This is a genomic window from Streptomyces sp. NRRL B-24085 (genome assembly GCF_001282115.1).
Lineage (GTDB): Bacteria > Actinomycetota > Actinomycetes > Streptomycetales > Streptomycetaceae > Streptomyces.
The window spans coordinates 1-15,875 of the sequence record NZ_LJBR01000324.1 but is presented as its reverse complement, the minus strand read 5'-3'; the positions used below and the strand labels follow the sequence as shown (position 1 = coordinate 15,875).

At 72.7% G+C, this 15,875-nt stretch carries 14 protein-coding genes and 1 pseudogene; 10 read left to right on the top strand and 5 right to left on the bottom strand.

Annotated elements, in window-relative coordinates; genetic code table 11:
* The first annotated feature begins 83 nt into the window (after positions 1 to 83).
* The gene (locus AOJ26_RS30655) at positions 84 to 833 is read left to right on the top strand and encodes a TrmH family RNA methyltransferase (RefSeq protein ID WP_053851622.1); all 750 of its coding nucleotides are present in this window, start codon (positions 84 to 86) and stop codon (positions 831 to 833) included.
* Here the strand turns inward: AOJ26_RS30655 and paaN are convergent.
* On the bottom strand, positions 830 to 2,521 hold the full coding sequence (paaN, locus tag AOJ26_RS30650; protein WP_053851621.1) for a phenylacetic acid degradation protein PaaN: 1,692 nt from the start codon (positions 2,519 to 2,521) through the stop codon (positions 830 to 832). The genes AOJ26_RS30655 and paaN overlap by 4 nt on opposite strands.
* Positions 2,522 to 2,681: 160 nt before the next feature.
* Between paaN and AOJ26_RS30645 the strand changes: the two genes are divergently transcribed.
* Both AOJ26_RS30645 and AOJ26_RS30640 read left to right on the top strand, forming a co-directional pair.
* Positions 2,682 to 4,199, top strand: coding sequence for a 3-hydroxyacyl-CoA dehydrogenase (locus AOJ26_RS30645; RefSeq protein WP_053851620.1), 1,518 nt, complete (start codon positions 2,682 to 2,684; stop codon positions 4,197 to 4,199).
* Positions 4,196 to 4,786, top strand: coding sequence for a TetR/AcrR family transcriptional regulator (locus tag AOJ26_RS30640; protein ID WP_053851619.1), 591 nt, complete (start codon positions 4,196 to 4,198; stop codon positions 4,784 to 4,786). The genes AOJ26_RS30645 and AOJ26_RS30640 overlap by 4 nt, the downstream gene beginning before the upstream one ends.
* Positions 4,787 to 4,788: 2 nt before the next feature.
* On the opposite strand, the gene AOJ26_RS30635 is transcribed toward AOJ26_RS30640, so the two are convergent.
* Entirely contained in the window at positions 4,789 to 5,289 is a 501-nt protein-coding gene (locus tag AOJ26_RS30635; protein WP_373413200.1) for an Lrp/AsnC family transcriptional regulator, read from the bottom strand.
* Positions 5,290 to 5,465: 176 nt separating this feature from the next.
* Between AOJ26_RS30635 and pdhA the strand changes: the two genes are divergently transcribed.
* From pdhA to AOJ26_RS30605, 6 genes are all read left to right on the top strand, one after another.
* Positions 5,466 to 6,611 (top strand): pyruvate dehydrogenase (acetyl-transferring) E1 component subunit alpha, encoded by a 1,146-nt coding sequence (pdhA, locus tag AOJ26_RS30630; protein ID WP_053851617.1) that lies wholly within the window; start codon positions 5,466 to 5,468, stop codon positions 6,609 to 6,611.
* Entirely contained in the window at positions 6,608 to 7,612 is a 1,005-nt protein-coding gene (locus AOJ26_RS30625) for an alpha-ketoacid dehydrogenase subunit beta (protein ID WP_053851616.1), read from the top strand. The genes pdhA and AOJ26_RS30625 overlap by 4 nt, the downstream gene beginning before the upstream one ends.
* A complete protein-coding gene (locus tag AOJ26_RS30620) occupies positions 7,612 to 8,940 on the top strand; it encodes a dihydrolipoamide acetyltransferase family protein (RefSeq protein WP_053851615.1) in 1,329 nt (442 codons plus the stop codon). The genes AOJ26_RS30625 and AOJ26_RS30620 overlap by 1 nt, the downstream gene beginning before the upstream one ends.
* 72 nt (positions 8,941 to 9,012) lie before the next feature.
* Positions 9,013 to 9,930 carry an NTP transferase domain-containing protein gene (locus AOJ26_RS30615; protein ID WP_053851614.1) on the top strand — a complete coding sequence of 306 codons (918 nt, stop codon included), beginning with the start codon at positions 9,013 to 9,015 and terminating at the stop codon, positions 9,928 to 9,930.
* Positions 9,927 to 11,321: a molybdopterin molybdotransferase MoeA gene (locus tag AOJ26_RS30610; protein ID WP_053851613.1), complete on the top strand. Its 1,395-nt coding sequence runs from the start codon at positions 9,927 to 9,929 to the stop codon at positions 11,319 to 11,321. The genes AOJ26_RS30615 and AOJ26_RS30610 overlap by 4 nt, the downstream gene beginning before the upstream one ends.
* Positions 11,318 to 12,424 (top strand): potassium channel family protein, encoded by a 1,107-nt coding sequence (locus tag AOJ26_RS30605; RefSeq protein ID WP_053851612.1) that lies wholly within the window; start codon positions 11,318 to 11,320, stop codon positions 12,422 to 12,424. Before AOJ26_RS30610 ends, AOJ26_RS30605 begins: the two co-directional genes overlap by 4 nt.
* On the opposite strand, the gene AOJ26_RS30600 is transcribed toward AOJ26_RS30605, so the two are convergent.
* Together AOJ26_RS30600 and AOJ26_RS30595 are read right to left on the bottom strand one after the other, a co-directional pair.
* Positions 12,425 to 13,273 (bottom strand): ABC transporter permease, encoded by an 849-nt coding sequence (locus AOJ26_RS30600; protein ID WP_053851611.1) that lies wholly within the window; start codon positions 13,271 to 13,273, stop codon positions 12,425 to 12,427. It lies immediately after the preceding gene.
* Positions 13,270 to 14,319 (bottom strand): ATP-binding cassette domain-containing protein, encoded by a 1,050-nt coding sequence (locus AOJ26_RS30595; protein WP_053851610.1) that lies wholly within the window; start codon positions 14,317 to 14,319, stop codon positions 13,270 to 13,272. The genes AOJ26_RS30600 and AOJ26_RS30595 overlap by 4 nt, the downstream gene beginning before the upstream one ends.
* A 178-nt stretch (positions 14,320 to 14,497) precedes the next feature.
* On the opposite strand from AOJ26_RS30595, the gene AOJ26_RS30590 reads away from it, so the two are divergent.
* Positions 14,498 to 15,478, top strand: coding sequence for an NAD(P)H-quinone oxidoreductase (locus AOJ26_RS30590; RefSeq protein WP_053851609.1), 981 nt, complete (start codon positions 14,498 to 14,500; stop codon positions 15,476 to 15,478).
* A 99-nt stretch (positions 15,479 to 15,577) separates the two neighbouring features.
* Here the strand turns inward: AOJ26_RS30590 and AOJ26_RS30585 are convergent.
* Positions 15,578 to 15,875: pseudogene (locus AOJ26_RS30585) on the bottom strand (hypothetical protein); the annotation flags it as partial.

Below are 15,875 nucleotides of genomic sequence, written 5' to 3'. Positions count from 1 at the left end.
CGCCCCGCGAACCCCACCCACCGCCCTGGCGAGCACCCCGGCGACCCCGAGAACCCCGATCCCCGCCACGTAGGCTTCCCCGCATGACGACCGGCCCCGACCCCGTGACCCTGTGGCACCGGCTCGCCGGCACCTCCGTGCTGCTCGACGGCTTCCACGCCCTCAAGCACGCCGTGCGCTTCGGAGCCGAGGTCCCGGTGGCGGTCGCCGTCGACCGGGGCGCCGCGCTCGCCCTGGCCGAAGAGCTGGCGCCGGACGTACGGGACACCCTGGACGCGCTGCTCACGCAGGTCCCGGAGTCGGCGTACACCTCCCTCGTGCCGCGCCCGCATCCCACGGCGGTCGCGGCCCTGGCCGTACGGCCGTCCCGGGCCGACCGTCTCGAAAGGCTCGCGCACACCCCGCGCACCGCCCCGGTCGTGGTCCTCGACAATCCGCGCAACCTCGGCAACGCCGGGGCCGTGATCCGCCTGGCCGCGGGTTTCGGGGCGACCGGGGTGGTCACCACGGGCACGCTCGACCCCTGGCACCCGACCGTCGTACGCGGTGGGGCCGGCCTGCACTTCGCGACCGCCGTGGAGCGCCTGACGGTCGCCGAGCTGCCGCCAGGACCTGTTTTCGCCCTGGACCCCGAGGGCGACGACATCCGGGGGGTGAAGATCCCGGACGACGCCGTCCTCGCGTTCGGCTCGGAGCGCAGCGGGCTCTCGCCCGAACTGCGCGCGCGTGCCGATCATCTGGTGGCGCTGCCGATGCGCCCCCAGGTCTCCAGCTACAACCTGGCGACGAGTGTGGCGATGACGCTCTACCACTGGAGTCTCGGCGGCTCCTAGGCCTCCCGGCGCACCTCGACCACCCGGAACCGGTTGGCGACGAACGCCCCGTCGCACAGCGCGGAGTTGGCGGCCGGGTTGCCGCCCGAGCCGTGGAAGTCGGAGAACGCGGCCGTCTGGTTGACGTAGACCCCGCCGACCAGGTTCAGCGACAACTGCGCGGCCTCCTCCAGGCAGACCTCCTGGACGGCCTGCTCGACCTGCTCGTCGGTGGTGTACGCGCCGACCGTCATCGCGCCCTTCTCGCGGATCGTGCGCCGCAGCAGCTCCACCGCGTCGGCGGCCGAGTCCACCGCGACGGCGAAGGAGACGGGCCCGAAGCACTCGCTCATGTAGGCGGCCTCGTCGTCCGGCTTGGCGCCGTCGAGCTTGACGATCACGGGGGTGCGCACGACCGCGCCCGGGAACTCCGGGTTGGCGACCTCCCGGGAGGCCAGGGCGACTTCGCCCAGGCCCGCCGCTGCCTCCAGACGCGCCTTCACGTCCGGGTTGACGATGGCGCCCAGCAGCGCGTTCGCGCGGGCGTCGTCGCCGAGGAGGCCGTCGACCGAGCGGGCGAGGTCCGAGACCACCTCGTCGAAGGTCTTGGGGCCCTCGTCGGTGCGGATGCCGTCGCGGGGGATCAGCAGGTTCTGCGGAGTGGTGCACATCTGGCCGCTGTACAGGGACAGCGAGAACGCCAGGTTGGAGAGCATCCCCTTGTAGTTCGCGGCCGACTCCACGAGCACCGTGTTGACGCCGGCCTTCTCCGTGTAGACCTGCGCCTGGCGGGCGTTGGCCTCCAGCCAGTCGCCGAACTCCGTCGAGCCGGTGTAGTCGATGATCCGGATCTCCGGGCGGGTGGCCAGGGTCTTCGCGACGCCCTCACCCGGGCGCTCGGCGGCGAGGGCCACCAGGTTCGGGTCGAAGCCGGCCTCGCCCAGGACGTCCCGCGCCACCTGGACGGTGAGGGCCAGCGGCAGCACCGCGCGCGGGTGCGGCTTGACCAGGACCGCGTTGCCGGTGGCCAGGGAGGCGAACAGGCCCGGGTAGCCGTTCCACGTCGGGAAGGTGTTGCAGCCGATGACCAGGCCGACCCCGCGCGGGACCGGCGTGAACTGCTTGGTGAGCGCGAGCGGGTCGCGCTTGCCCTGCGGCTTGGTCCACTCCGCGGTGTCGGGGGTGCGGACCTGCTCCACGTACGCGTACGCCACCGCCTCCAGGCCGCGGTCCTGCGCGTGCGGGCCGCCCGCCTGGAAGGCCATCATGAACGCCTGGCCGCTGGTGTGCATGACCGCGTGCGCGAACTCGTGGGTGCGGTCGCTGATCCTCTTGAGGATCTCCAGGCACACCACCGCGCGCATCTCCGCGCCCGCGTCCCGCCACGCCTTCTGGCCCGCCTTCATCGCGGGCAGCAGGACGTCCACGTCCGCGTGCGGGTACTCGACGCCCAGCTCGATGCCGTAGGGCGAGACCTCGCCGCCCACGAAGCCGTCCGTGCCGGGCTGGCCGAGGTCCAGACGGGTGCCCAGCAGGGCGTCGAAGGCGGCCTTGCCCGCCGCCATGTCCAGGCTGCCGTCCTCGCCGTAGGCCTTCGGGTGCTCCGGGTGCGGGGACCAGTACGCGCGGGTGCGGATCGCTTCGAGCGCCTGGTCGAGGGTGGGCCGGTGCTGGGCGATCAGCTCGTGGGCGGTCAGTTCGGCGGCCATGCGGGACCAACTCCTCGTCTTTCGAACTCTTCGTCGAGCTCATGACCTGGGCAGAAACATGGGCAGGAACAGGCGGTCAGAGTTAGAGTAACCGAACGATCGGTCGGGACAAGGGGGTCCGCCGCATCTGTGGAAAACCCCGTGCGGGAGGATCGCGCACATGACAGGACTCGACCTCAGCAGCCCCGTGGCCGTCGTCGGCACCGGCACCATGGGCCAGGGCATCGCCCAGGTCGCGCTGGTCGCCGGGCACCCGGTGCGGCTCTACGACGCCGTCCCCGGCCGGGCCCGGGAGGCGGCCGACGTGATCGGCGCCCGGCTGGACCGGCTCGTCGAGAAGGACCGGCTCACCGCCACCGACCGGGACGCCGCGCGCGCCCGTCTCACGGCCGCCGAGCACCTCACCGACCTCGCCGACTGCACCCTGGTCGTCGAGGCGGTCCTGGAGCGGCTCGACGTCAAGCAGCAGCTCTTCGCGGAGCTGGAGAACGTGGTGGGCGAGGACTGCCTGCTCGCCACCAACACCTCCTCCCTGTCGGTGACGGCCATCGCCGGCGCCCTGCGCCACCCGGGCCGTTTCGTGGGCCTGCACTTCTTCAACCCCGCGCCGCTGCTGCCGCTGGTCGAGGTCGTCTCCGGGTTCGCCACCGACGTCTCCTCGGCCACGCGCGCGTACGAGACGGCACGCGCGTGGGGCAAGACTCCGGTCGCCTGCGCCGACACCCCCGGTTTCATCGTCAACCGCATCGCGCGGCCCTTCTACGCCGAGGCGTTCGCCGTCTACGAGGCCCAGGGCGCCGAGCCCGCCACCATCGACGCGGTCCTGCGCGAGTGCGGCGGCTTCAAGATGGGCGCGTTCGAGCTGACCGACCTGATCGGACAGGACGTCAACGAGTCCGTGACGCACTCCGTGTGGCGCGCCTTCTTCCAGGACGTGCGCTTCACGCCCTCCCTGGCCCAGCAGCGCCTGGTCGAGTCGGGCCGGCTCGGCCGCAAGACCGGACGGGGCTGGTACGACTACACGGACGGCGCCGAGCGCGACGAGCCGCACACCGCGGAGCCGGCCCAGGCGCCCGCGTACGTGGTCGCCGAGGGCGATCTGGGCCCCGCCTCGGAGCTGCTCGCGCTGATCCGCGAGGCGGGCATCCAGGTCCGCGAGGACGAGGAGGACCACGGCACCCGTCTGGTGCTGCCGAGCGGCGGACAGCTCGCGCTCGCCGACGGCCAGACCTCGGTGGAGTTCCGTGACGTCGTCTACTTCGACCTCGCGCTCGACTACCGCAGGGCCACCCGGATCGCGCTGTCCGCCTCCCAGGACACCTCGCAGCAGACGCTCACCGAGGCCGTCGGGCTCTTCCAGGCGCTCGGCAAGGACGTCAGCGTCATCGGGGACGTGCCCGGCATGATCGTCGCCCGCACGGTGGCCCGGATCGTCGACCTGGCACACGACGCGGTCGCCAAGGGCGTGGCCACCCAGGAGGACATCGACACCGCCATGCGGCTCGGGGTGAACTACCCGCTCGGCCCCTTCGAGTGGAGCCGCAGGCTGGGCCGCAACTGGGCCTACGCCCTCCTCGACGACCTGCACCTGCGCGACCCGTCCGGCCGGTACGCGCCCTCGCTCGCGCTGTACCGGCACGCGTACGCCTCCGACAAGCGGGAGGGCAGCACCTCATGACGACCGCCAAGCGCGACACGTACACCCCCGAGACACTGCTGTCCGTCGCCGTCCAGGTCTTCAACGAGCGCGGCTACGACGGCACCTCCATGGAGCACCTCTCCAAGGCGGCGGGCATCTCCAAGTCGTCGATCTACCACCATGTGTCCGGCAAGGAGGAACTCCTGCGCCGGGCCGTCAGCCGGGCCCTGGACGGCCTCTTCGGCATCCTCGACGAGGAGCACGCGCGCGTGGGCCGCGCCAGCGAGCGCCTGGAGTACGTCGTGCGGCGCATGGTCGAGGTGCTGATCGCCGAACTGCCGTACGTCACCCTGCTGCTGCGGGTGCGCGGCAACACGGACACCGAGCGGTGGGCCCTGGAGCGGCGCCGCGACTTCGACCACCGGGTCGCCGAGCTCCTGAAGGCGGCGGCCGCGGACGGCGACGTACGCGGTGACGTGGAGGTGCGCCTCGCGACCCGCCTGGTCTTCGGAATGATCAACTCCATCGTGGAGTGGTACCGCCCGGACGGCCGGGGGATGAACGAACGCGAAGTGGCGGACGCGGTGGCCCAGTTGATCTTCGGGGGCCTGCGCCGGGCGTCCTGAGCTCAGCCCTGCGGCTCCAGGTCCTCCTCCTCGAAGACCAGGAGGGTGCGCGTGCTGAGGACCTCCGGGATCGCCTGGAGGCGGGTGAGGACCAGTTCGCGCAGGGACCTGTTGTCCGGGGTGTGGACGAGGAGCAGTACGTCGAAGTCCCCGCCGACCAGCGCGATGTGGGACGCCCCGGGAAGCTGCCGGAGCTGCTCGCGGACCGTGCGCCAGGAGTTCTGGACGATCTTCAGGGTGATGTAGGCCGAGGTGCCCTGCCCTGCGCGCTCGTGGTTGACGCGGGCGCCGAAGCCGCGGATGACCCCGTCCTCGACGAGCCGGTTGATCCGCGCGTACGCGTTGGCCCGGGAGACGTGGACCCGTTCGGCCACCGACCGTATCGAGGCGCGGCCGTCCGCCTGGAGCATCTGGAGGATGTCCTGATCGATGGCGTCGAGCGGACGCGGGGGTGGAAGGGGGGTACCGCCCTCCGCGCCTTCGGCCATTTGTTCAGGTGCCATGTCCCCCCGCCTCCCTACCATGGACGTACTGCGTCCATCTCAGGGTGTGGAGAACCGTTTGTCCACAGCCTGAGGGGCCCTGTAGCCAAAATGTGCCGACGACCGAACAATCGGTAGGTGAGGCGCCTCACACACCCGTGGTGCGCCACCAGCCGCTCCCACGAGGAGGTGCCGTCATGACGGTCATGGAGCAGCGGGGCGCGTATCGGCCATCGCCGCCGCCCGCCTGGCAGCCCCGCACGGACCCCGCGCCCCTGCTGCCCGACGCCGAACCCCATCGCGTCCTCGGCACCGACGCGGCCGCGAAGACCGACCCGGCCCTGCTGCGCCGGCTGTACGCCGAGCTGGTGCGCGGCCGCCGCTACAACACGCAGGCCACCGCCCTCACCAAGCAGGGCCGTCTCGCCGTCTACCCCTCCAGCACCGGCCAGGAGGCCTGCGAGGTCGCCGCCGCGCTGGCCCTCCAGGACCGCGACTGGCTCTTCCCCAGCTACCGCGACACCCTCGCCGCCGTCGCCCGGGGCGTCGACCCCGTCCAGGCGCTGACCCTCCTGCGCGGCGACTGGCACACCGGCTACGACCCGCGCGAGCACCGCGTGGCCCCCCTGTGCACCCCCCTCGCCACCCAGCTCCCGCACGCAGTCGGCCTCGCGCACGCCGCCCGTCTCAAGGGCGACGACGTGGTCGCGCTCGCCATGGTCGGCGACGGCGGAACCAGCGAGGGCGACTTCCACGAGGCGCTGAACTTCGCCGCCGTCTGGCAGGCCCCGGTCGTCTTCCTGGTCCAGAACAACGGCTTCGCGATCTCCGTCCCGCTCGCCAAGCAGACCGCGGCCCCGTCGCTGGCCCACAAGGCCGTCGGCTACGGCATGCCCGGACGCCTGGTCGACGGCAACGACGCGGCCGCCGTGCACGAGGTCCTCACCGCCGCCGTACAGCACGCGCGCGCGGGCGGCGGACCCACCCTGGTGGAGGCGATCACCTACCGCGTGGACGCCCACACCAACGCCGACGACGCGACCCGCTACCGCGGCGACGCCGAGGTCGAGACCTGGCGCGGACACGACCCGATCGCGCTCCTGGAGCACGAACTGACCGAGCGCGGTCTGATCGACGAGGCCGGCATCGAGGACGTGCGCCAGGACGCCGAGGACTTCGCCGCCGGGCTGCGCGAGCGCATGAACCAGGACCCGGTCCTCGACCCGATGGACCTGTTCGCCCACGTCTACGCCGCGCCCACCCCGCAACTGCGCGAGCAGCAGGCCCAGTTGCGCGCCGAGCTCGAAGCCGAGCACGACACCCACGGGGGGACGCACCGATGACCACCGTCGCCCTCAAGCCGGCCACCATGGCGCAGGCCCTCACGCGCGCGCTGCGCGACGCGATGGCGGCCGACCCCACCGTGCACGTCATGGGTGAGGACGTCGGCACCCTCGGAGGGGTCTTCCGGGTCACCGACGGACTGGCCGAGGAGTTCGGCGAGGACCGCTGCACGGACACCCCGCTCGCCGAGGCGGGCATCCTCGGCACGGCCGTCGGCATGGCGATGTACGGACTGCGGCCGGTCGTGGAGATGCAGTTCGACGCCTTCGCCTACCCGGCGTTCGAACAGCTCGTGAGCCACGTGGCGAAGATGCGCAACCGCACCCGCGGGGCGATGCCGCTCCCGATCACCATCCGGGTCCCCTACGGCGGCGGCATCGGCGGCGTCGAGCACCACAGCGACTCCTCCGAGGCCTACTACATGGCGACACCGGGACTCCACGTCGTCACGCCCGCGACCGTCGCCGACGCCTACGGACTGCTGCGCGCCGCCATCGCCTCCGACGACCCGGTCGTCGTCCTGGAGCCCAAGCGGCTGTACTGGTCGAAGGACTCCTGGAACCCGGACGACCCGCAGACCGTTGAACCGATAGGCCGCGCGGTGGTGCGGCGCCCCGGCCGGAGCGCCACACTCATCACGTACGGGCCGTCCGTACCCGTGTGCCTCGAAGCCGCCGAGGCCGCGCGGGAGGAGGGGTGGGATCTCGAAGTCGTCGACCTGCGCTCACTGGTGCCCTTCGACGACGACACGGTCGCTGCCTCGGTACGGCGGACCGGACGAGCGGTCGTCGTGCACGAGTCGGGCGGGTTCGGCGGACCGGGCGGGGAGATCGCGGCCAGGGTCACGGAGCGCTGCTTCCACCATCTGGAGGCGCCGGTGCTGCGCGTGGCCGGGTTCGACATCCCCTATCCGCCGCCGATGCTGGAGCGTCACCACCTGCCCGGCGTGGACCGGATCCTGGACGCCGTCGGGCGTCTGCAATGGGAGGCGGAGAGCTGATGGCGCAGGTCCTGGAGTTCAGGCTGCCGGATCTCGGCGAGGGCCTGACGGAGGCGGAGATCGTCCGCTGGCTGGTGGAGGTCGGCGACGTCGTCGCGGTCGACCAGCCGGTCGTCGAGGTCGAGACGGCCAAGGCGATGGTCGACGTCCCCTGCCCCTACGCCGGTGTCGTCACGGCCCGCTTCGGCGAGGAGGGCAGTGAACTCCCGGTCGGGTCACCCCTCATCACGGTCGCCGTGGGGGCCCCGGCACCCGCGTCCGACGCCGACGCGCAGACGGCGGGCTCGGGGAACGTCCTCGTCGGGTACGGCACCTCCGAGGCACCCGCGCGCAGGCGCAGGGTCCGCCGCGAGCAGCAGGTCACCGTGCCGGTGAACGGCCGGACGGCGGCTCCCGAGGTGGTTGAGGGACCCGTCCCCGTGATCTCCCCGCTGGTCCGTCGCCTCGCCCGCGAGAACGGACTCGACCTCAGGGAGCTGACCGGTTCCGGCCCCGACGGACTGATTCTCCGGGCCGACGTCGAGTACGCGCTGCGTGCCGCCGCCTCCCAGGCGCGCCCGGCCCCCGCCGCCGCGGCACCGGCACAGGAACCGGCCGCCGCCCCGCAGACCCCTGCGGTGGCCCCGGCCACCACGTCCGCGGGGACCCGTGTCCCCCTCAAGGGCGTCCGGGGCGCGGTCGCCGACAAGCTGTCCCGCAGCCGGAGCGAGATCCCCGACGCCACCTGCTGGGTGGACGCCGACGCGACCGAACTCATGCACGCGCGCACCGCGATGAACGCCGCCGGCGGACCGAAGATCTCCCTGCTCGCGCTGCTCGCCCGCATCTGCACCGCCGCCCTCGCCCGCTTCCCCGAGCTCAACTCGACGGTGGACACGGCGGCCCGGGAGATCGTGCGACTGGACGCCGTGCACCTGGGCTTCGCCGCGCAGACCGAGCGGGGCCTGGTCGTACCGGTCGTGAAGGACGCGCACACGCGGGACGCCGAGTCGCTGTCCGCGGAGTTCGCCCGGCTGACCGAGGCGGCCCGCACCGGCACCCTCACCCCCGCGGACCTCACGGGCGGCACCTTCACGCTGAACAACTACGGCGTGTTCGGTGTCGACGGCTCCACGCCGATCATCAACCACCCCGAGGCGGCCATGCTCGGCGTCGGCCGCATCGTCCCCAAGCCATGGGTGCACGAGGGCGAGCTGGCGGTGCGTCAGGTCGTCCAGCTCTCGCTCACCTTCGACCACCGGGTGTGCGACGGCGGCACCGCGGGCGGCTTCCTGCGGTACGTGGCGGACTGCGTGGAACAGCCGGCGGTGCTCCTGCGCACCCTGTGAGCGGGACACCCGCCCACCGAGATCCCGGCGCCGCACGTTCCCTGTGATCGCGACGGCACGCATACTCAGGGGGTGACCTCGTACGAGCCCCCGCGCGACCCAGCCGCCGGTCCTGTGTACGACGTCGTCGTGCTCGCCGGGGGTGCCGCCCGGCGGCTCGGCGGCGCCGACAAGCCAGGCGTGCGGGTGGGCGGCCGCGCCCTGCTCGACCGTGTCCTCGCGGCCTGCGCCGACGCGGGCACCACCGTCGTCGTCGCCGATCCCCGCCCGACCGCCCGGCCGGTGACCTGGGCCCGCGAGGACCCGCCCGGCGGCGGTCCGCTGGCCGCCCTGGACGCCGGCCTGCGGCACGTCACGGCGCGGTACGTCCTGGTGCTCTCCGCCGATCTGCCCTTCCTCCAGGAGGGCACCGCCCGCCTGTTGTTGACGGTGCTGCGCACGGGCGGCGCCGACGGCGTGCTGCTCACCGACGGCGACAACCGCGACCAGCCGCTGGTGGCCGCGTACCGCACCCCCTCGCTGCGCCACGAGCTCGCCGCGCTCACGAAGGAGCACGGCGCTCTCACCGGCCTTCCCCTGCGCCGGCTGACCGCCGCGCTCGACCTCACCCGAGTCCTCGACCCGGTCGCGGCGTTCGACTGCGACACCTGGGACGACATCGCCACCGCCAGGGCACGCATCAGGGAGCATGGGCACGTGTTGGATGAATGGATTTCCGCAGTCAAGGACGAGCTGGGGATCGACCTCGACGTCGACACCGGCGTGCTGCTCGATCTGGCCCGTGACGCCGCGCACGGCGTGGCCAGGCCCGCGGCACCGCTGACCACCTTCCTCGTCGGCTATGCCGCCGCGAAGGCGGGTGGCGGTCCCGAGGCGGTCGCCGAGGCCTCCCGCAAGGCCGCGGCCCTCGCCCTGCGCTGGGCCGAGGAGGCCGAAGGGGAGACCGCCGCGCCCGACGGCGCCTCGGACACCCGTCCGGACGCCGGATGACGGCCCGGTCCGTGCGCACCGGCGACCACACCGGCCCCGCCGGGGACACCGACGACCTCGACGTCGAGGAGGCGCTGGCCCTGGTGAGAGAAGACAACGGCACCGGGCACCCCGGTGGCCGTCGCCCTTCCGCGCCCCCGCCCCAGGGCTCCGGGTTGGGAGCCGGGCCGGACGCCCAACACCGGGCGACCCCCTGGCCCGAGGCCCGGGCCGCCGCTGCCCGGGCCGCCCGCGCGGTCACCCGCGGCGCCGGCCGCGCCCCCGTCTCCGTACGGCTCGACGAGGCTCTCGGCCTCACCCTGGCCGCCCCCCTCGACGCCCTCACCGACCTCCCCTCCTTCGACACCTCGGCCATGGACGGCTGGGCGGTCGCGGGACCCGGCCCCTGGGCCGTACGGGACGAGGGCCTGCTCGCCGGGCATGCCGAGCCCGCGCCGCTCACCGACGGCGAGGCGGCCCGGATCGCCACCGGCGCGCGTGTCCCCCCGGACACCACGGCCGTCCTGCGCAGCGAGCACGGGCAGACCGACGAGAAGGGCCGGCTGCACGCCACCCGGGAGGTCGTGCACGGCCAGGACATCCGCCCGCGCGCTCAGGAGTGCCGCAGCGGCGACCAGCTCCTGCCGCCCGGCACCCTCGCCACCCCGGCGGTCCTCGGCCTGGCCGCGGCCGCCGGGTACGACACCCTCGCCGTCGTCCCCCGCCCCCGCGTCGAAGTCCTGGTCCTCGGCGACGAGTTGCTCACCGAGGGGACCCCGCGTGACGGACTGATCCGGGACGCCCTCGGCCCCATGCTCCCGCCCTGGCTGCGCGCGCTCGGCGCCGAGGTCACCGCCGTCCGACGGCTCGGCGACTCCGCCGCGGCCCTGCACAAGGCGGTCACCGGATCCAAGGCCGACGTGATCGTCACGACCGGCGGCACCGCGGCCGGACCCGTCGACCACGTGCACCCCGTCCTGGGCCGTATCGGCGCCGACCTGCTGGTCGACGGGGTCAAGGTGCGCCCCGGTCACCCCATGCTGCTGGCCCGTACCAAGGAGAACCAGCACCTCGTCGGCCTGCCGGGCAACCCCCTCGCCGCCGTCTCCGGCCTGCTCACGCTCGCCGAACCGCTGCTGCGCACCCTGGCCGCCCGCCCGGCCCCGGAGCCGTACACCCTGCCCCTCAGGGACGAGACCCACGGGCACCCGCACGACACCCGGCTCGTCCCGGTCGTCCTGCGCGGCGACAGCGCGATCCCGCTGCACTACAACGGCCCGGCCATGCTGCGGGGCATCGCGGCCGCCGATGCCCTCGCCGTCGTACCGCCCGGGGGCACCCGGCCGGGGCAGGAGGCCGAACTGCTCGATCTGCCCTGGGCGTCCGCCGGAATCGGGGTGTGTTTCACGTGAAACTTCCGGGCCATGACGCCATCGCCCGCCAGGCGGACGAGCATCTCGTGACCCACAAGGTGAAGTTGCCGCGCAAGGTGGTGGAGCATCCGTTCCGCCAGGTCGCCAAGCGGGTGCTGATGGCCCTGCTGGTCCTCGCGGCGACCGCCCTGATCGTCTACGCGGATCGCTCCGGCTACAACGACAACTCCGACCAGTCCGTCGACTTCCTCGACGCCTGGTACTACGCGACCGTCACCCTCTCCACCACCGGGTACGGCGACATCACCCCGGTCAGCGATGCCGCCCGGCTCACCAACATCTTCGTCATCACGCCCCTGCGCGTGCTGTTCCTGATCATCCTGGTCGGCACGACGCTGGAAGTTCTCACCGAACGCACCCGGGAGGAGTGGCGACTCAACCGCTGGAGGTCCACCTTGCGCGACCACACCGTCGTCATCGGCTTCGGCACCAAGGGCCGGTCCGCGATCCAGACCGTCTGTGCCACGGGGCTGAAGAAGGAACAGGTCGTCGTGGTCGATCCCAGCGCCAAGGCGATCGAGGCCGCGACCGCCGACGGCTATGCCGGGATCGCCGGGGACGCCACCCGCAGCGAGGTGCTCAAGCGCGCCGAGGTGCACAAGGCCCGGAAGATCATCATCGCCACCCAGCGCGACGACACGGCGGTCCTGGTGACGTTGACCGCCCGGCAGCTCAACAAGGGCGCCAAGATCGTCGCCGCCGTGCGCGAGGAGGAGAACGCGCCGCTGCTCAAGCAGTCCGGCGCCGACGCCGTCATCACCAGCGCCAGCGCGGCCGGCCGGCTCCTCGGTCTGTCGGTGCTCAGCCCCGCCGCCGGCATGGTGATGGAGGACCTCATCCAGCAGGGCAGCGGCCTCGACATCGTCGAACGGCCCGTCATAAAAGCCGAGGTGGGCAGGAAGCCGAGGGAGACGGACGACCTGGTGGTGAGCGTGCTGCGCGGGCATCGGGTGCTCGGCTACGACGATCCGGCCGTGGGCACGCTGGAGTTGACGGACCGGCTGATCACCATCGTGCGGGCGACGCCGGGCACCCAGGTGGCACCCGACGCCCGACCGCTGCCCCCGATGCCCTCGCAGTGATCACTTGCGGTTGTAGAGCCGCATGGTGACCGGTCCGAAGACCGCCAGGAACAGGCCCGCCCACCCCAGCGACCAGGCGATCTCGTCGGCGGGCCAGTCGCCCGCCATCAGCTCCCGCACGGCCGAGGACAGATGGGAGATCGGGCTGTTGTTGACGAAGGCCTGGAGCCAGCCCGGCATGGTCTTCGGGTCGACGAAGACGTTGGACAGGAAGGTCAGCGGGAAGATCACCATCATGCTGACGCCCATCACCGACTTCTCGGTCCGCAGCAGCAGCCCGAACATCGTCCAGATCCACGAGAACGCGAACGAGAAGACGACCAACAACGCGATCCCGGCGACCACTCCGCCGACCCCGCCGTCCGGGCGGTAGCCGAGGATCACGCCGACGGTGAGCATCACGACGGAGGCGATCGTGTAGCGCAGGGCGTCACCGAGCAGATAGCCGACCATCGTCGACGGCCGCCAGATGGGCAGCGAGCGGAAGCGGTCGAAGACGCCCTTCTCGATGTCGGTGTTGACCGAGATCCCGGTGTACATCGTGATCATCACGACCGACATCACCAGGATGCCCGGCAGCAGGAACTGGATGTACTCCTCGGGGGACCCGGCCAGGGCACCCCCGAAGAGGTACGTGTACATCAGCACCATCATGATCGGGAACGCGGTGACGTCGAAGAGCTGCTCCGGTACGTGCTTGATCTTGAGGACCGCGCGCCAGCCGAAGGTCAGCGAGGCCGACAGCGCGCTCGGGCGCGGCGGCCGCTCCCCGGTGACGAGCAGCGCGGCCAGCGACTCGGCGCTGACGGGGGCGAGGTCCTGGGTCTCGGTCTGTGTCGCGGTGCTCATGCCGCCACCTCGTCCTTGTCGTCACGGGAGTCACGGGAGTCGCGGGCACCGCCGGAGCCGCCGGAGTCGCGGCCCTCGTGCGTGTCGTGCCCGGTGAGGGCGAGGAACACCTCGTCCAGACTGGGCTGGCCGAGTGAGAAGTTGTCGACCGTGATGCCGGTGCGGGCCAGCTCGGCCAGGGCACGGGAGGCCTGTTCGGCGGCCGTGTCGCCGGCTGCGGTGGCGAGCCGGGCCGTCAGCGCGACCGAGTCCGGTTCGAGCTGCACCCGGGCGTCCAGGGCCCGCCGCAGGATCTCCGCCGCCTCGGGCCGCTGCCCGCCGTCCCGCAGGCGCAGATGGACGGTCCCGGCGCCCACGGAGGCCTTCAGCTCGCCCTTGGTGCCCTCGGCGATCACCCGGCCCCGGTCGATGACGGCGATCCGGGAGGCGAGCTGGTCGGCCTCGTCCAGGTACTGCGTGGTCAGCAGCACGGTGGTGCCCTGGGCGACGACCGCGCGCACGATGTCCCAGACCTGGTTGCGGCTGCGCGGGTCGAGACCGGTGGTGGGCTCGTCGAGGAAGAGCAGGTCGGGGGTGTTGAGGATGGACGCGGCGATGTCGATACGGCGCCGCATGCCGCCGGAGTAGTGCTTGACCTGCTTCCCGGCCGCGTCCGAGAGACCGAACGCCTCCAGGAGCTGCCCGGCACGCTCGCGTGCCGCCTTCTTGTGGTGGCCGAGGAGACGGCCCAGCAGGACCAGGTTCTCGGTGCCGGTCAGGTCCTCGTCGACGGAGGCGTACTGGCCGGTGAGGCTGACCCGGCCACGGACCTCGTCGGCCTCGCGGACGATGTCGTGGCCGAAGACGTGGGCCTCGCCGCCGTCGGGCCGCAACAGGGTGGCCAGCATCTTCACGGTGGTGGTCTTGCCGGCGCCGTTCGGGCCGAGGACGCCGTAGACCGTGCCGGCCGGCACCGCGAGGTCGACTCCGTCGACGGCCCTGGTCTCGCCGAACGTCTTCACGAGGCCCGCGGTCTCGATCGCCAGGGCTGACGTGTGCTGGCTCATGGGCGGGGTTCCTTCCGCGTGCTTGGGCTACGCATGGGGAGACCTTTACCGTCGCGCAAACTCATCGGTGGCGCACAGCGAATTTCGGAAGTCCGGTCCAAGGACGCAGAACCCAGGGGACTAGGGAACGGGACCGGGGACCGAGGAGGGGCGGGGCACCAGGAGTAGCGTCGGGCCCATGTATGCGATCACGATTCCCGAACCCGGTGGACCCGAGGCGCTGGTCTGGAGCGAGGTGCCGGATGCCGTGGCCGGCGAGGGCGAGGTGCTGGTCGAGGTGGTGGCCGGGGCCGTCAACCGCGCCGACATCCTGCAACGGCAGGGCTTCTACAACCCCCCGCCCGGCGCCTCCCCCTACCCCGGTCTGGAGTGCTCCGGACGGATCGCCGCGATCGGCCCCGGGGTCTCCGGCTGGGCCGTGGGCGACGAGGTGTGCGCCCTGCTCGCGGGCGGAGGTTACGCCGAGAAGGTCGCCGTGCCGGCCGGGCAGGTGCTGCCCGTGCCCCAGGGCGTCGACCTGAAGCGGGCGGCCGCGCTGCCCGAGGTGGTCTGCACGGTCTGGTCGAACGTCTTCATGGTCGCCCACCTGCGCCCCGGCGAGACCCTGCTGGTGCACGGCGGCTCCAGCGGCATCGGCACCATGGCGATCCAGCTCGCCAAGGCCGTGGGCGCCAAGGTCGCGGTGACCGCCGGCACGCCGGAGAAGCTGGAGCGCTGCGCCGAGCTCGGCGCGGACGTCCTGATCAACTACCGGGAACAGGACTTCGTCGAGGAGGTCGGCAAGGCCACCGACGGGGCGGGCGCCGACGTCATCCTCGACAACATGGGGGCGAAGTACCTCGACCGCAACGTCAAGGCCCTCGCCGTCAACGGACGGCTCGCCATCATCGGCATGCAGGGCGGTGCCAAGGGCGAGCTGAACATCGGCGCGCTGCTGAACAAGCGGGCGGCGATCAGCGCCACCTCGCTGCGGGCGCGGCCGCTGGACGAGAAGGCGGCGATCGTGGCGGCCGTGCGTGAGCACGTGTGGCCCCTGCTGGACGCCGGGCACATCCGTCCCGTGGTCGACCGCGAGGTGCCGATGAGCGACGCGGCCGCCGCCCACCGGGTCGTCGAGGAGAGCGGCCACATCGGCAAGGTCCTGCTGGTGACGCCGTAAATCTGCCGGTAGGCCCTGCCCGGGCCTCGGCCACGGCGAAAGGGCCCTGCCCCGGCCGCGGCGCGCAGCGGCCCGCGCCGCAGCCACCGCTGAACGGCCCTACCCGCGCCGCAGCCGCAGGGCGAACAGGCCGAGGCCGAGGCCCACGCCGACCAGCACCAGCCCGGTGCCGAGCGGCAGGATGAACACCCTGGGTCCGGCCACCGGCTGCTCCGCGGGGTGGGAGGGCCGGGCCACGGCGGTCCGCTGAGGCGGCTCCGACACGGCGGTCAGGTCACCGTCCCCGGCGTCGGTCCCTCCGATGTCCGTCCCCTCCGCTTCCTGCGTCGCCGGTTCCTCCCGCCGGCCCGGCCGCTCCCGCCCCTCGCCCGCACGGCTCCCGGCCCGCGAGGGGGTG

Coding starts and splice junctions, on each gene's coding strand:
- AOJ26_RS30655 (WP_053851622.1), top strand. CDS start 84: ATGACGACCGGCCCCGACCCCGTGACCCTGTGGCACCGGCTCGCCGGC.
- paaN (WP_053851621.1), bottom strand. CDS start 2,521: ATGGCCGCCGAACTGACCGCCCACGAGCTGATCGCCCAGCACCGGCCC.
- AOJ26_RS30645 (WP_053851620.1), top strand. CDS start 2,682: ATGACAGGACTCGACCTCAGCAGCCCCGTGGCCGTCGTCGGCACCGGC.
- AOJ26_RS30640 (WP_053851619.1), top strand. CDS start 4,196: ATGACGACCGCCAAGCGCGACACGTACACCCCCGAGACACTGCTGTCC.
- AOJ26_RS30635 (WP_373413200.1), bottom strand. CDS start 5,289: ATGGCACCTGAACAAATGGCCGAAGGCGCGGAGGGCGGTACCCCCCTT.
- pdhA (WP_053851617.1), top strand. CDS start 5,466: ATGACGGTCATGGAGCAGCGGGGCGCGTATCGGCCATCGCCGCCGCCC.
- AOJ26_RS30625 (WP_053851616.1), top strand. CDS start 6,608: ATGACCACCGTCGCCCTCAAGCCGGCCACCATGGCGCAGGCCCTCACG.
- AOJ26_RS30620 (WP_053851615.1), top strand. CDS start 7,612: ATGGCGCAGGTCCTGGAGTTCAGGCTGCCGGATCTCGGCGAGGGCCTG.
- AOJ26_RS30610 (WP_053851613.1), top strand. CDS start 9,927: ATGACGGCCCGGTCCGTGCGCACCGGCGACCACACCGGCCCCGCCGGG.
- AOJ26_RS30600 (WP_053851611.1), bottom strand. CDS start 13,273: ATGAGCACCGCGACACAGACCGAGACCCAGGACCTCGCCCCCGTCAGC.
- AOJ26_RS30595 (WP_053851610.1), bottom strand. CDS start 14,319: ATGAGCCAGCACACGTCAGCCCTGGCGATCGAGACCGCGGGCCTCGTG.
- AOJ26_RS30590 (WP_053851609.1), top strand. CDS start 14,498: ATGTATGCGATCACGATTCCCGAACCCGGTGGACCCGAGGCGCTGGTC.